The organism is Streptomyces sp. NPDC059534 (assembly GCF_042743475.1).
In the GTDB taxonomy this organism is placed as follows: Bacteria; Actinomycetota; Actinomycetes; order Streptomycetales; family Streptomycetaceae; genus Streptomyces.
This window is the reverse complement of record NZ_JBHWAQ010000024.1, coordinates 56,322-70,185: the sequence shown is the minus strand read 5'-3', so window position 1 is coordinate 70,185 and position 13,864 is coordinate 56,322. Positions and strand designations below refer to the sequence as shown.

Annotated in this window: 11 protein-coding genes; 7 read left to right on the top strand and 4 right to left on the bottom strand. The window is 72.5% G+C overall.

From position 1 onward, the window contains the following. The first annotated feature begins 114 nt into the window (after positions 1-114). The 3 genes from ACFVZH_RS26510 (at position 115) to ACFVZH_RS26500 (ending at position 4,039) form a co-directional block, all read left to right on the top strand. Positions 115-693, top strand: a complete 579-nt coding sequence (locus tag ACFVZH_RS26510; protein WP_367828334.1) for a TerD family protein — start codon at positions 115-117, stop codon at positions 691-693. Between the two features lie 114 nt (positions 694-807). Next, on the top strand, positions 808-2,796 hold the full coding sequence (locus tag ACFVZH_RS26505; RefSeq protein WP_384900949.1) for a TerD family protein: 1,989 nt from the start codon (positions 808-810) through the stop codon (positions 2,794-2,796). 235 nt (positions 2,797-3,031) lie between these two features. Further along, complete coding sequence (locus ACFVZH_RS26500) at positions 3,032-4,039, top strand: TerC family protein (protein ID WP_384900947.1); 1,008 nt, start codon at positions 3,032-3,034, stop codon at positions 4,037-4,039. A gap of 66 nt (positions 4,040-4,105) precedes the next feature. Here the strand turns inward: ACFVZH_RS26500 and ACFVZH_RS26495 are convergent, their stop codons facing one another. The 3 genes from ACFVZH_RS26495 to ACFVZH_RS26485 form a co-directional block, all read right to left on the bottom strand. Continuing rightward, the gene (locus tag ACFVZH_RS26495) at positions 4,106-5,392 is read right to left on the bottom strand and encodes an MFS transporter (protein WP_384900945.1); all 1,287 of its coding nucleotides are present in this window, start codon (positions 5,390-5,392) and stop codon (positions 4,106-4,108) included. Positions 5,393-5,512: 120 nt separating this feature from the next. Continuing rightward, positions 5,513-6,169, bottom strand: coding sequence for an MBL fold metallo-hydrolase (locus tag ACFVZH_RS26490; protein ID WP_384900943.1), 657 nt, complete (start codon positions 6,167-6,169; stop codon positions 5,513-5,515). A gap of 35 nt (positions 6,170-6,204) precedes the next feature. After that, the gene (locus ACFVZH_RS26485) at positions 6,205-6,888 is read right to left on the bottom strand and encodes a maleylpyruvate isomerase family mycothiol-dependent enzyme (protein WP_384900940.1); all 684 of its coding nucleotides are present in this window, start codon (positions 6,886-6,888) and stop codon (positions 6,205-6,207) included. 156 nt (positions 6,889-7,044) lie between these two features. On the opposite strand from ACFVZH_RS26485, the gene uvrA reads away from it, so the two are divergent. Both uvrA and ACFVZH_RS26475 read left to right on the top strand, forming a co-directional pair. Further along, a complete protein-coding gene (uvrA, locus tag ACFVZH_RS26480) occupies positions 7,045-10,062 on the top strand; it encodes an excinuclease ABC subunit UvrA (RefSeq protein ID WP_384900938.1) in 3,018 nt (1,005 codons plus the stop codon). 132 nt (positions 10,063-10,194) lie between these two features. After that, the gene (locus ACFVZH_RS26475; RefSeq protein WP_384900936.1) at positions 10,195-10,641 is read left to right on the top strand and encodes a Rieske (2Fe-2S) protein; all 447 of its coding nucleotides are present in this window, start codon (positions 10,195-10,197) and stop codon (positions 10,639-10,641) included. A gap of 28 nt (positions 10,642-10,669) precedes the next feature. On the opposite strand, the gene ACFVZH_RS26470 is transcribed toward ACFVZH_RS26475, so the two are convergent. Then, positions 10,670-11,599 (bottom strand): hypothetical protein, encoded by a 930-nt coding sequence (locus tag ACFVZH_RS26470; protein WP_384900934.1) that lies wholly within the window; start codon positions 11,597-11,599, stop codon positions 10,670-10,672. 239 nt (positions 11,600-11,838) lie between these two features. Between ACFVZH_RS26470 and ACFVZH_RS26465 the strand changes: the two genes are divergently transcribed. Then, positions 11,839-12,426, top strand: a complete 588-nt coding sequence (locus tag ACFVZH_RS26465) for a papain-like cysteine protease family protein (protein WP_384900932.1) — start codon at positions 11,839-11,841, stop codon at positions 12,424-12,426. Further along, positions 12,423-13,337, top strand: coding sequence for a hypothetical protein (locus tag ACFVZH_RS26460; RefSeq protein WP_384900931.1), 915 nt, complete (start codon positions 12,423-12,425; stop codon positions 13,335-13,337). The genes ACFVZH_RS26465 and ACFVZH_RS26460 overlap by 4 nt, the downstream gene beginning before the upstream one ends. The last annotated feature ends 527 nt before the right edge of the window (positions 13,338-13,864 follow it).

Here is a 13,864-nt window from a genome sequence, read left to right as displayed (position 1 = left end):
CCGACACAAAACCGGACCGCACCTCCGCGGTGTCCGTGGCGCTGCGTAGGGTGCTGGACAACCGCACGCACCGGAACAGCGGTCGCGGGGAACGCTAACGAGAGGGGCAGACGCGTGTCGGTCAACATGACCAAGGGTCAGGCCATCAGCCTGGAGAAGAAGGGCGGGGGCAGCCTCACCCAGGTGCGGATGGGACTCGGCTGGCAGGCCGCGCCGCGCCGCGGTCTCTTCGGATCGCGCACCCGCGAGATCGACCTGGACGCCTCGGCCGTCCTCTTCGCCGACAAGCAGCCGGTCGACGTGGTCTTCTTCCGTCACCTGGTCAGCGACGACGGCTCGGTCAAGCACACCGGCGACAACCTCGTCGGCGGCGCCGGCCAGGGCGGCGACGACGAGGCGATCCTCGTCGACCTGGAGCGGGTCCCGGTCCACATCGACCAGATCGTCTTCACGGTGAACTCCTTCACCGGCCAGACGTTCCAGGAGGTGCAGAACGCGTTCTGCCGGATCGTCGACGAGACGAACGGGCAGGAGCTCGCGCGCTACACCCTCGACGGCGGCGGCAACTACACCGCGCAGATCATGGCGAAGGTCCACCGGGTCGGCTCCGGCTGGCAGATGACGGCCCTCGGCAACCCGGCCAACGGCCGCACGTTCCAGGACCTGATGCCGGCGATCCTGCCGCACCTGTAGAGACGGCGCGCACGCACCCACAGCTCCCGGAGGCATCAGGCCGCCGGGAGCTGTCCCGCATGAACCGAACAATCCGCGTGGTCCGCACCGGGAAACGCTGAGGGGACAGAGTCGATGACGGCCGAGCTGGTCCGGGGACAGAACCACCCCCTGCCCGACACCCGACTGGAGATCCGGGTGTCGGCCGGTCACCCCGTCGTCGCCGGAGCCACCCTCTGCGACGAGCGCGGCCGGGTCCCCGGTGCGGAGTGGATCGCCCACCCCGGCACGCCCTCGCTCCCCGGCGTCGACGTCCCGGGCCGGTGCGCGGCCGACCACCGCCTCACCGTCGACCTCTCGGCGGTCGCCGACACCGTCCACCGCGTCTCCGTGCTCCTCGCGCTTCCGGCGGGCGCCGGCGCCACCCGCTTCGGAGCCCTCGCGGCCCCCTTCGTCGCCGTCACCGGGCACGACGGCACGGACGTCGCCAGCTACACGATCACCGGACTCGGCAGCGAGTCCGCCGTCGTGGCGCTGGAGCTGTACCGCCGCCAGGGCGCCTGGAAGGTCCGCGCCATGGGCCAGGGGTACGAGGGCGGTCTCGCCGCCCTCCTCGGCGACCAGGGCCTGGACCGCCCCGCCGACCTGGCCGCGTCGATCCTGGCGGCCGCCGCCCCGGAGCCGGCCGCCGCCGAGCCGGCCCGTCCGGCCGCCGACCCGGCGCCGCGCGTTCCAGAGCCGGAGCGCGTCCACCGGTCCACGCCGCCGGCCGCACAGGACCCGACCCCGACCCCGCTCCCGCCGGTGACGCCCCCGCCGCTCCCGGCGACGCCCCCGCCCACCCCCGCGACGCCCCCGCCGACCCCCGTGACGGGCACGCCGACCCCCGTGACGGGCACGCCGACCCCCGCCATGGGGACCGCCGGCCCCATCAGCTACGCCCACCCCGGGCGCCGGCCGGCCGCCGCCCCGGAGCCCCGGCAGGCGCCGCCGGTGCCCGTCGCCGGGGACGCCTCGGGCTGGTCGATGGACGAGCGCCTGTACAACCAGGTCTGGGGGATGTTCGAGGACCTGGCCCGTACCGCCGCCGCCTACCGCAGCGCCTGCGACTTCGCGGAGTCCCGGCTCGACCGGGAGCTGGACCAGTCGCTCTCCGACTACCGCTCCCGCGTCGGCGGCGCCAACGACGCGGCACGGGCGACCGCCCGCGCCCGGCACGACGAGCTCGTCGAGCGGGCCCAGGTGGTCCTGGACCGGGACCTCGCGCAGCTCGCGGCCGAGTCCGAGGTCGTCGAACCGGCTCTGCCGCCCGCGTACGCCCGCTGGGACAGCCCCGTCTGGCACGCCTACCGCGTGCCGGCCGAGGAGCCGATGGCCGTCCGCCTCGGCGACCTCCACCTCCCCGAGCGCACCGACCTGCGGATCCCCATGCTCGTGCGGCTGCCGCTGGAGCGGGGGCTCTGGGTGGACAGCGGCCGGGGGCGTTCCGAGGCCGCCGGTCTGCTCGACGAGATCGAGCTGCGGCGGCTCGCCCTGGACAGCGCGGTGGCGCACGCCGCCCGGCTGCTCGCCGCGCACCCGGCCGGCGAGTTCGCGGTCCATGTCCTCGACGCCGCCGGAGCGGGTACCGCCGCGCTCGCGCCGCTCGTGGAGACGGGTGTGCTGGCCGCACCCCCGGCGCGGGGCGCGACCGGGGTCTCGGCGGTCCTGGAGCAGCTCACCGAGCGGGTCGACCTGCTGCAGATGGCGGTGCGGGGCGGCGCCGCCGACGCCCTGCCGCCCGGTCTGGACGCGGCCCGGCAGCTGCTGATCGTGCACGACTTCCCGCACGGTTTCGACGACCGGGCGGTCACCCGGCTCCGCTACCTCGCCGACGAGGGCCCGTCGGTCGGCGTGCATCTGCTGATGGTCGCGGACCGGGCGGACGCCGCGGCGTACGGGCCGCTCCTCGATCCGCTGTGGCGCTCGCTGCTGAGGCTCACGCCCGTCCCCGACGACCACCTCGCCGACCCGTGGGTCGGACACGCATGGTCGTACGAGCCCCCGATCCTTCCTCCGGGCAGCGGAGTCCTTCGGCAGGTCCTGGCCCAGGTGGCGGCGGCTCGCCATGGAAAGCAGCTCTGACCTGGGCTTTTGAGTGTCCTTTACCCTGCCCTTTACCTTCTCTTGGTCTTTCGGGTAAGGTCTTTTCTGCGGAGGGGAGTACTCCCCATGCGCGGCGTACCCGTCAATACGGACGGATCATCCATGGATCCGATCCCGGGGCGTCGGCCCGGCGGCGGAGGTGTCCGCGGACCGGGTGGAAGAGACCTCCGGCAGCGACGACGCTGATCAGTAGCCGTACGACGCCGGAGGCGCAGTGGACGTTTCAATGACCATGTGGGTGCTGACCATTCTCGGTCTGTGTGCCCTGATCGGCGCCGACTTCTTCATCGGGCGCAAGCCCCATGACGTGTCGGTGAAGGAAGCCGGAATCTGGACGGCCGTCTGGATCGTCCTCGCCGGACTCTTCGGGCTCGGCCTGTGGCTCTTCGGCGGGGGCCAGCCTGCAGGCGAGTTCTTCGCCGGCTACATCACCGAGAAGTCGCTCAGTGTCGACAACCTGTTCGTGTTCGTCCTGATCATGGCGAAGTTCGCGGTCCCCTCCCACCTCCAGCAGCGCGTGCTGCTCGTGGGCGTCGTGATCGCCCTGGTGCTCCGCACGATCTTCATCGTCGCGGGCGCCGCGGTCATCGCGAACTTCTCCTGGATCTTCTACTTCTTCGGCGCCTTCCTGATCTACACCGCCTGGAAGCTCATCCAGGAGGCGCGCGCCGACGAGGAGGAGGACGACTACGAGGAGAACCGACTCCTCAAGATGGCCGAGAAGCGGTTCGGCGTCGCCGACCGGTACCACGGCACCAAGCTGTTCATCCGGGTCAACGGCAAGCGGGTGATGACCCCGCTGATGGTCGTCATGCTCGCCATCGGCACCACCGACATCCTCTTCGCCCTCGACTCCATCCCGGCGATCTTCGGCCTCACCCAGGACCCGTACATCGTCTTCACCGCCAACGCCTTCGCCCTCATGGGTCTGCGGCAGCTGTACTTCCTGATCGGCGGCCTGCTCAAGAAGCTGGTCCACCTCAGCTACGGCCTGTCGGTGATCCTCGGCTTCATCGGCGTGAAGCTCGTGCTGCACGCCCTGCACGAGTCCGGGTTCGACGTCCCCGAGATCTCCATCCCGTTCTCGCTCGCGTTCATCTGCGGTGTCCTGGTCATCACCACGATCACCAGCCTCATCGCCTCCAAGCGGCAGTCGGAGCGGGAGGCCGCCGAAAGCGTGGCCGACGCCGACGGCACCGAGAAGGACAGCATCGGCGCCTGACGCGGCACGCACGGCGACGGCCGGCCCCGGGACACCCGTCCCGCGGCCGGCCGTCGCCGTCGCACGTCAGACTGGCGCCGCCTCCTTCGGCTCCGTCCGCGCCCGCTCCGGCAGGGTCTCCGGCAGCAGGGCGAAGCAGCCCAGGCTCACCAGAGCCACCAGCGTCAGATAGGCGGCGACGCCCCAGGGCGGGCCGGAACCGCCGTCGGACAGGGCCGTGGCGACGATGGGGGTCAGGGCGCCGCCGAGGACGCCGGCGAGGTTGTAGCCGACGGCGGCACCCGTGCAGCGGACCCGGGGCTCGTACAGCTCGGGGAGGTACGCGGCGACCACGGCGAACATCGTGATGAAGGCCAGCAGGGAGCCGAGGAAGCCGAGGAACATCAGCAGCGGCTGGGCGGTGTGCAGCAGCGCCACCATCGGGAACATCCAGAGCGCCGAGCCCGCGCACCCCGCCAGACACAGCGGCCGGCGTCCCCAGCGGTCGGCGAGCAGCGCCACGAACGGGGTGGCCGCGCCCTTGATCGCCACCGCCGCCATCACGCAGGTCAGCATCACCGTGCTGCTCACCCCGAGCCGCTCGGTGCCGTAGGCCAGCGCCCAGGTGGAGACGGTGTAGAAGACGGCGTACCCGACCGCGAGCGCACCGGCCGTCAGTAGCACCAGACGCCAGTGGTCACGTGCCACCTCGGCCAGCGGCGCGCCCGCGCGCCGCCCGGACGCGGACAGCTCCTCGAACTGCGGGGTCTCCGCCAGCGAGCCGCGCAGCAGCAGTCCGGCCGCCGCGAGCACCCCGGCGGCCCAGAACGGCACCCGCCAGCCCCACGAGCGGAACTCCGCGTCGCTCAGCCCGGCCGAGAGCGCCAGCATCACCCCGTTCGCCAGGAGGAAGCCGATCGCCGGACCGATCTGCGGGAAGCTCGCCCACAGCGCGCGCCGGTGCTCCGGGGCGTGCTCGGCGGTCAGCAGGACGGCCCCGCCCCACTCGCCGCCGAGGCCCAGGCCCTGGAGGAAGCGGAGCACCAGCAGCAGCACGGGGGCGGCGATGCCGAGCGTCGCGTACGTCGGGACGCAGCCGACCGCGACCGTGGCGCAGCCCGTCAGGAGCAGGGAGGCGAAGAGGACCGGCCGCCGCCCGTACCGGTCGCCGACGTGGCCGAAGAGGACCGAGCCCAGGGGCCGGGCCAGGAAGCCGACGGCGAAGGTGCCGAAGGCGGCCAGGGTCCCCGCGAACGGGGAGAAGGTCGGGAAGAAGAGGGGCCCGAGGACGAGGGCGGCAGCGGTCCCGTAGACGAAGAAGTCGAAGAACTCGATGGCGGTGCCGACGAGCGAGGCGGCGGCGAGCCGTCCCATCGACGGGGTCCCGGGCGGCGACGGAGGGTGACTTTGGCGCATGTCGCGCCAACTACCCCGCCGCCGTCCGGGTTACGGGGGCGTACGGAGGTGCGCAGCTCCGGGGCCGCGCGCCGGGCGTCACCAGCCGCGCTCGCGCCACTCCGCGAGGTGCGGGCGCTCGTCACCGAGCGTGGTGTCCTTGCCATGGCCCGGATAGATCCAGGACTCGTCCGGCAGGACCCCGAAGAGCTTGGTCTCCACGTCGTGGATCAGGCTCGCGAAGGCTCCCGGGTCCTTCCAGGTGTTGCCCACCCCGCCGGGGAAGAGGCAGTCGCCCGTGAAGACGTGGGGATGGCCGTGCGGGTCGTCGTAGACCAGGGCGATCGAGCCCGGGGTGTGTCCGACCAGGTGCCGGGCGGTCAGCTCGACCCGGCCCACCCGGATCGTGTCGCCGTCCTCGACGGGCACGTCGGTCGCGACCGGGATGCCCTCCGCGTCGTGCGCGCCCGCGTACGTCCGGGCGCCGGTCGCCGCGACCACGTCGGCGAGCGCCTGCCAGTGGTCGCCGTGCCGGTGGGTGGTGACGACGGCGGCGATGCCGTCGTCACCGATCAGCGTGAGGAGCGTGTCGGCGTCGTTCGCCGCGTCGATCAGCAGCTGCTCGCCGGTCGCCCGGCAGCGCAGCAGATACGCGTTGTTGTCCATCGGGCCGACCGCGACCTTCGAGATCATCAGGTCCGTCAGCTCGTGCACGTCCGCAGGTCCGCCGACCTTCACCACTCCGCTGTACGTCATGGCCTCAGACTAGCCCCGGGGAGTGACGGTGGCGGCTACAGCGGGGGGAGCGTGGGCAGGGGGCCGCCCTTGGTGGTGAGGGCCGAGCCGTCGCGGCGCCCGGCGAGCCAGCCGAGCATCTCGGTGGCCGGGCCCATGACGGCGACGCCTTCGGACGTACCGCCGGTGGTCCAGCCCCGCCCGTCGGCGGCCCACAGGACGGTCGCGGGGACGCTCTCCAGGCCCTTGAAGCGCTCGGTCAGGAAGTCGATCTCGCGCTGTACGAACTCCTCCGGCAGGTCCTCCAGCTCGTAGCCGACGCCCAGGTCGACGTGGTGCAGGGCCACCTCCACCCAGCGCCGGAACGGGATGCGGGAGGCGCTGTCCGTGACGCCGTTGCGGAGCTCGACCGTACGGCTCCAGTCGGCGGGCTCGGCGCCCGCGGCCTGGAACCGGTCGGCGGTTTCGCGCAGGTCGGCGAGCTGGACGTCGAGCGGGCGTCCGGAGTCGCGCTCGATGTCGGCGTCGCGGGTCGAGGCGTCCGCGTACATGGGCAGGCCCTGGAGGACGTTCACCAGGGCGTCGGCGTTGCGGGCGACGTGGGCGAGCACGTGGCCGCGGGTCCAGCCGGGAAGCCGTGACGGCTCGGCCGTCGCCGCGTTGTCCCATGAGGCGGCCGCGGCCAGGAGCCGGTCGGTCGCCTCGCGGACGGAAGCAAGGTCGCGTTCGTGGTCGATCATGAGGCCGACCTTAGCGCCGCCACTCATTCGGGTGAAGCGGTCTCCAAGCGGCCGGAAATCGAATGTGCGTGCTATAGGCTCGACGGAAGCATCCGGCATCCTTGGTTGTTGGGTGTGTCAGGCACATCCGCTCTCTGAAGAAAGGTGCGGACCGGCGTGGCCGACCGTCTCATCGTCCGTGGCGCTCGCGAGCACAACCTCAAGAACGTCTCGCTCGACCTCCCGCGCGACTCCCTCATCGTCTTCACCGGGCTCTCGGGATCGGGCAAGTCCTCCCTCGCGTTCGACACGATCTTCGCCGAGGGGCAGCGCCGGTACGTCGAGTCGCTCTCCTCGTACGCCCGGCAGTTCCTCGGCCAGATGGACAAGCCGGACGTCGACTTCATCGAAGGTCTGTCGCCCGCCGTCTCCATCGACCAGAAGTCGACCTCGCGCAACCCGCGCTCGACGGTCGGCACCATCACGGAGGTCTACGACTACCTCCGGCTGCTCTTCGCCCGCATCGGCAAGCCGCACTGTCCCGAGTGCCGCCGCCCGATCTCGCGCCAGTCGCCGCAGGCCATCGTCGACAAGGTCCTGGAGCTGCCCGAGGGCAGCCGCTTCCAGGTCCTGTCGCCGCTCGTGCGCGAGCGGAAGGGCGAGTTCGTCGACCTCTTCGCCGACCTCCAGACCAAGGGCTACAGCCGCGCCCGGGTCGACGGCCAGACCGTACAGCTGAGCGAGCCGCCGACGCTGAAGAAGCAGGAGAAGCACACGATCGAGGTGGTCGTCGACCGCCTCACCGTGAAGGACAGCGCCAAGCGCCGGCTCACCGACTCCGTCGAGACCGCGCTCGGACTCTCCGGCGGCATGGTCGTGCTCGACTTCGTCGACCTCCCCGAGGACGACCCCGAGCGCGAGCGGATGTACTCGGAGCACCTCTACTGCCCGTACGACGACCTGTCCTTCGAGGAGCTGGAGCCGCGCTCCTTCTCCTTCAACTCGCCCTTCGGCGCCTGCCCCGACTGCACCGGCATCGGCACGCGCATGGAGGTCGACGCCGAGCTGGTCGTCCCCGACGAGGACAAGTCCCTCGACGAGGGCGCCATCCACCCCTGGTCGCACGGCCACACCAAGGAGTACTTCGGCAGGCTCATCGGCGGCCTCTCCCAGGCCCTCGGCTTCCGCACGGACATCCCGTACGCGGGACTGCCGCAGCGCGCCAAGAAGGCCCTGATGTACGGCCACAAGACCCAGGTCGAGGTCCGCTACCGCAACCGGTACGGACGCGAGCGGGCCTACACCACCCCGGCCTTCGAGGGCGCCGTCTCCTTCGTCAAGCGGCGCCACAGCGAGGCCGAGAGCGACTCCAGCCGCGAGCGCTTCGAGGGCTACATGCGCGAGGTGCCCTGCCCCACCTGCGAGGGCACCCGCCTCAAGCCGATCGTCCTCGCGGTCACGGTCATGGACCGGTCCATCGCCGAGGTCTCCGCGATGTCCATCAGCGACTGCGCCGAGTTCCTCGCCAGGCTGACGCTCAACGACCGCGACAAGAAGATCGCCGAGCGGGTCCTCAAGGAGGTCAACGAGCGGCTGCGCTTCCTCGTCGACGTCGGCCTCGACTACCTCTCGCTCAACCGCGCCGCCGGCACCCTCTCCGGCGGCGAGGCCCAGCGCATCCGGCTCGCCACCCAGATCGGCTCCGGCCTGGTCGGCGTCCTGTACGTGCTCGACGAGCCGTCCATCGGACTCCACCAGCGCGACAACCACCGGCTCATCGAGACCCTGGTCCGGCTCCGCGACATGGGCAACACGCTCATCGTCGTCGAGCACGACGAGGACACTATCAAGGTCGCGGACTGGGTCGTCGACATCGGCCCCGGCGCCGGCGAGCACGGCGGCAAGGTCGTCCACTCCGGCTCCCTGAAGGAGCTCCTCGCCAACGAGGAGTCGATGACCGGGCAGTACCTGTCCGGCCGCCGGGCGATCGCCATGCCGGACATCCGCCGCCCGGTGGACCCCGGCCGCCGGCTCACCGTGCACGGCGCCCGTGAGAACAACCTGCGGGACATCGACGTCTCCTTCCCCCTCGGCGTCCTCACCGCCGTCACAGGAGTCTCCGGCTCCGGCAAGTCGACCCTGGTCAACGACATCCTCTACACCCACCTGGCACGCGAGCTCAACGGCGCCAGGTCGGTACCCGGACGGCACACGCGCGTGGACGGCGACGACCTCGTCGACAAGGTCGTGCACGTCGACCAGTCCCCGATCGGCCGCACCCCGCGGTCGAACCCGGCGACCTACACCGGCGTCTTCGACCACGTCCGCAAGCTCTTCGCCGAGACGATGGAGGCCAAGGTCCGGGGCTACCTGCCCGGCCGGTTCTCCTTCAACGTCAAGGGCGGCCGCTGCGAGAACTGCTCCGGCGACGGCACGATCAAGATCGAGATGAACTTCCTCCCGGACGTCTACGTCCCGTGCGAGGTCTGCCACGGCGACCGGTACAACCGGGAGACCCTGGAGGTCCACTACAAGGGCAAGTCCATCGCCGAGGTCCTGGACATGCCGATCGAGGAGGCCCTGGACTTCTTCGAGGCCGTCCCGACCATCGCCCGCCACCTGCGCACCCTCAACGAGGTCGGACTCGGCTACGTCCGCCTCGGCCAGTCGGCGCCGACGCTCTCCGGCGGCGAGGCGCAGCGCGTCAAGCTCGCCTCCGAGCTCCAGAAGCGCTCGACCGGCCGCACGGTCTACGTCCTGGACGAGCCGACCACCGGTCTGCACTTCGAGGACATCTCGAAGCTGATCAAGGTCCTCTCCGGCCTCGTCGACAAGGGCAACTCGGTGATCGTCATCGAGCACAACCTCGATGTCATCAAGACCGCGGACTGGGTCATCGACATGGGCCCGGAGGGCGGCAGCGGCGGTGGCCTGGTGATCGCCGAGGGCACGCCGGAGGAGGTCGCCTCGGTCCCGGCGAGCCACACCGGCAAGTTCCTCCGCGAGATCCTCGGCGCCGACCGGATCAGCGACGGCGGCGTGACCGTCCCGGCCGCGCGCGGGACGAAGAAGGCGGCGGCGAAGAAGGCCCCCGCCAAGAAGACCGCCGCCCCGGCGACCAAGACGGCGGCGACGAAGGCGGCGGCCACCAAGGCCACCGCCAAGAAGGCGACGTCCGGGGCCCGCAAGGCATGACGTCACGGCAGGGCCCCCGCCCGGGGGCCCTGCCGCACGCCGGGCCCGGCGGACGGCCCGCGGGACCCCGCCGGTATCGTCGGTTCGGTCCCCCCTGGGGCGTCTTGTCCCCGATCTCACCGTGGAGCGCTCATGTCCGGCCAGTCCAGCCGCCGCACCGTACTGAAGGGCGCCGCGCTCGCCGGTGCCGCAGGGCTGGGAGTCGCCGCCTGCTCCACCGAGTCCAACCTCGGCCACGCCCAGGTCCCGACCCCGACCGCCCCGGTCGCCCTCGGCGCCCCGGACGAGGTCCCGGTCGGCGGCTCCCGGCTCTACCGCGAGCAGCGGCTCGTCGTGAGCTGCCCGGCCAAGGGCCAGTACAAGGCGTTCAGCGCCCAGTGCACCCACGCCGGCTGCGTCCTCGACAAGGTCGAGGACAACGAGGGCAACTGCCCCTGCCACGGCAGCCGCTTCGACGTCACCACCGGCAAGGCGCTCCGCGGCCCGGCCACCGTCCCGCTCCCCGAGGTCCCGATCCGCGTCGAGAACGGCACCCTGGTCGCCGGCCCCGAGACCGCCGCCACCACACCGGCGGCCTGAGGACCGGGGGCCCGACGGTCCCGCGGCCTCACTCCCAGTCCCAGTCGATCCCCAGGATTCCCGGGCGCACGCCCTGCTCCACGAGGTGCACCGTGCGATGCCGGCCGCTCAGGGTCAGCTCCGCACGGCCGCCGCGCGGCGCGCCCGCCGACGCCTGCGCGAACCTCCGGCAGCGCACCGGCAGCGCCGCCTCGTCGAAGCGGACCTGGAGCACGTACTGCCCGCCCGCGAAACTGAACCCGCGCACGTACTCCCCGCTCGGCCCCGCCGTACCGTCCTCGAAACCGTACGAGAACAGGTACGTGTCCCCGGCCCGCAGCCGCACGTCGAAGAGCAGCTCCACGACCAGCACACCGGTCCCGGAGTGCCACCGCACCCGTCCCGTACGGCAGTTCTCCACCGCCCGCACCCTCACCCGCGACGGGTCGCAGCCCGGATCCCCGTGATGGATGGCGAGATAGCGGTCGACGCCGTTCCGATGAGCCCGCACCACGTGCTCCGACTCGCGCCCCACCAGCTCGCGCCCCGCACCGATCCGCACCCGCTCGTGATGCCCCACCGTGTGCAGACCGCCGTCCGCCGGACACTCCAGCTCCGCCAGCAGCTCCTCGACCGAGCCCGACGCCTCCACCAGTGAGCGGTACGAGCGGGCCGCCGGACGCTCCACCTCGGACCGGGCGGCCGTGTCCTCCGACAGGAGCCGCAGAAGCGAGTTCCCCGGCAGCTGAAGGACCTCCTCCAAGACGCGGACGGCCTTCAGCGACTCCGGCCGCTGCGGGCGCCGGGCCCCCTGCTGCCAGTAGCTCAGACTCGTCACCCCGACCTTGACGCCCCGGTGCGCGAGATGGTGCTGAACCCGCTGGAGCGGCAGCCCGCGCACCGCGAACGCGGTGCGCAGCGCCAGATGGAAGGGGCCGGTGTGCAGCAGCTGCACCAGATCGGCCTCGGTGTGGCTCACGAGGACTCCTCAGTGAACGTTCACGACGGGGGAGCGGACCGTCGCGCCGCGTGGGGTGGGCGGGCAGGTGGGCCGAGGGCGTCCGTTCACACCCGGGTCACACCGTTCACAGTCCGATGTCACCCCGCATTGAAGCGTGTTGACCCGCTCCCGACAACGGAACATGCTCCTGACCAGCGTCCGGACGCGCTCCTCCACCCCCCCCACATCCCCACACCCCCCGCCATGGGAGGAACGCGATGCGCAGTAGAAGACTGTCCCTCGCGGCACTCGCCGCAGCCGCCCTCTTCCTCGTCCCCACCACCTCGGCCTCCGCCACCCCCGCCGCCGAGGACGCCTCCGCCCTCGCCTCCAAGCGCCTGAACATCACCATGCAGGCGCAGCAGAAGACCAACTGGTGCTGGGCGGCGAGCGGCAACACCATCGCCACCTGGTTCGGCCGGAACTACAGCCAGAACCAGTTCTGCAACGCCGCCTTCAACCGCCAGCAGGGCTACGACTGCCCCAACTCGCAGGCCACGCTCGGCAACGTCCAGACCGGACTGCGCTGGGCCGGCATCAGCTCCGGCTCGTACGTCGACGGCTGGCTGCGCTACTCCACCGTCCAGACCGAGATCAACGCCAACCGGCCCGTCGAGACCCGGATCCAGTGGTCCAGCGGCGGCGGCCACATGCACGTCATCTACGGCTACGACGACGCCGACAGCTGGGTCTACTGGGGCGACCCCTGGCCCTCCAGCGACCGGTACAACTGGGCCTCGCACGCCTGGTACGTCAACAACGACTCGTTCTCCTGGACCCACTCGCTCTACCGGATCGGGGCGTGACGACGATGAACGCACGAGCCACGGCCGCCGGCCTCCTCACCGCCGCCCTCGTCGCCCTCGGGACGCTCCCGGCCACCGCCGCCGAGGGCCTGCCGCCCGCGCCCACCGCCGAACAGGCCGCCTCCGCGCCGCAGACCCTGAACACCCTCGCCCGCTTCTTCGCCCGCGACGGCGCCCTCGCCCGCTCGGCCGCCGCCCCGCGCGTCGACGGCCCGTCCGTACCCGTCCGCATCCTCTCCCCGGACTTCGTCGCCGGGAAGCCCGGCGCACCCGTCGCCCGCGTCGAGTTCCGCGCCAGCCGGGCCGTGGCCGCCGACGGCCGGAAAGCCTCCCTGTGGACGGCCCCGCAGCCCGGCGGCTGGCAGGTGGTCAACATCGCCACCGGCGACGACGAGATCCGCTACGCCGAACAGGGCGGCCGCCTCCTGCCCGGCGGCCTCGTCTTCCGCGAACCGCAGATCGACGCCTGGTACGTCCAGAAGGGCGCGAAGGTGCTCCCGCTCGACGAGGACGCGGTGCGCGCCGTCGGCCACGACGGCACCAGCCTCGACGCCTACCGCGCACGTGTCGTCCGCGCCTACGGCGACAAGCTCCCCGGCTCCCCCTACGCCCACAAGGGCACCGCCGGCGGCTACACGCCCAACCCCGCCCCGGCGCCCGCGCCCGGGTCCGCGCCTGCGCCCGGGTCCGGGTCCGCGCGCGGGTCCGTGCCCGGGTCCGCCCCCGCGCCTGCGCCGGCGTCCGCCCCCGACACCGGGTCCGCCCCCGGCTCCGTGCCCCTTGCCTCGGCCTCCGACGTCGCGGAGCCGGGCCTCACCACGGGGACCGTCACCGCGGGTGCGGCCGCACTGCTCCTCGCCCTGGCGGCCACGGCGGCGGTACGCCGCCGCCGAGCCTCCAGCGAGACCTGACCCACCCGGAGCGGTCCGTCCCACCCCCACCGCCCGCTCCACCCCGCCCGACCCGGGCCCGCCTCACCCTGCGCGCGCCCACGTAAACCCGGCCCACCCCCCACCAGGGGGTGGGCCGGCCCACATCCCCGGCGCCGGCCCACCTCCTGCCCCCGGCGCCCGCCAGCGCGGCCCCCGCCGCCCCCGCATGGGCCCGAGCCCCACCTGCCCCCCATGGACCTGTGCTCCGCCCGCCCCTGCGTGGGCCCGCGCCTTGCTCGCCCCCGTGTGGGCCCGCGCCTTGCTCGCCCTGTGCGGGCTGCTCCGTCGCCCCTGCGTGGGCCCGAGCCCTGCCCTCCCCCTGTGCGGGCCCGTGTCCCGTCGCCCCTGTGTGGGCCCGAGCCCTGCTCGCCCCTGTGTGGGCCCGCGCTTTGCTCGCCCTGTGCGGGCCTGTGTCCCGTCGCCCCTGCGCGGCCCGTGCCCCGCCCGCCCCTGTGCGCGCCCGCGCCTTGCTCGCCCCCGCGTCCTCGCCGCGCCAGTGTGGGCCC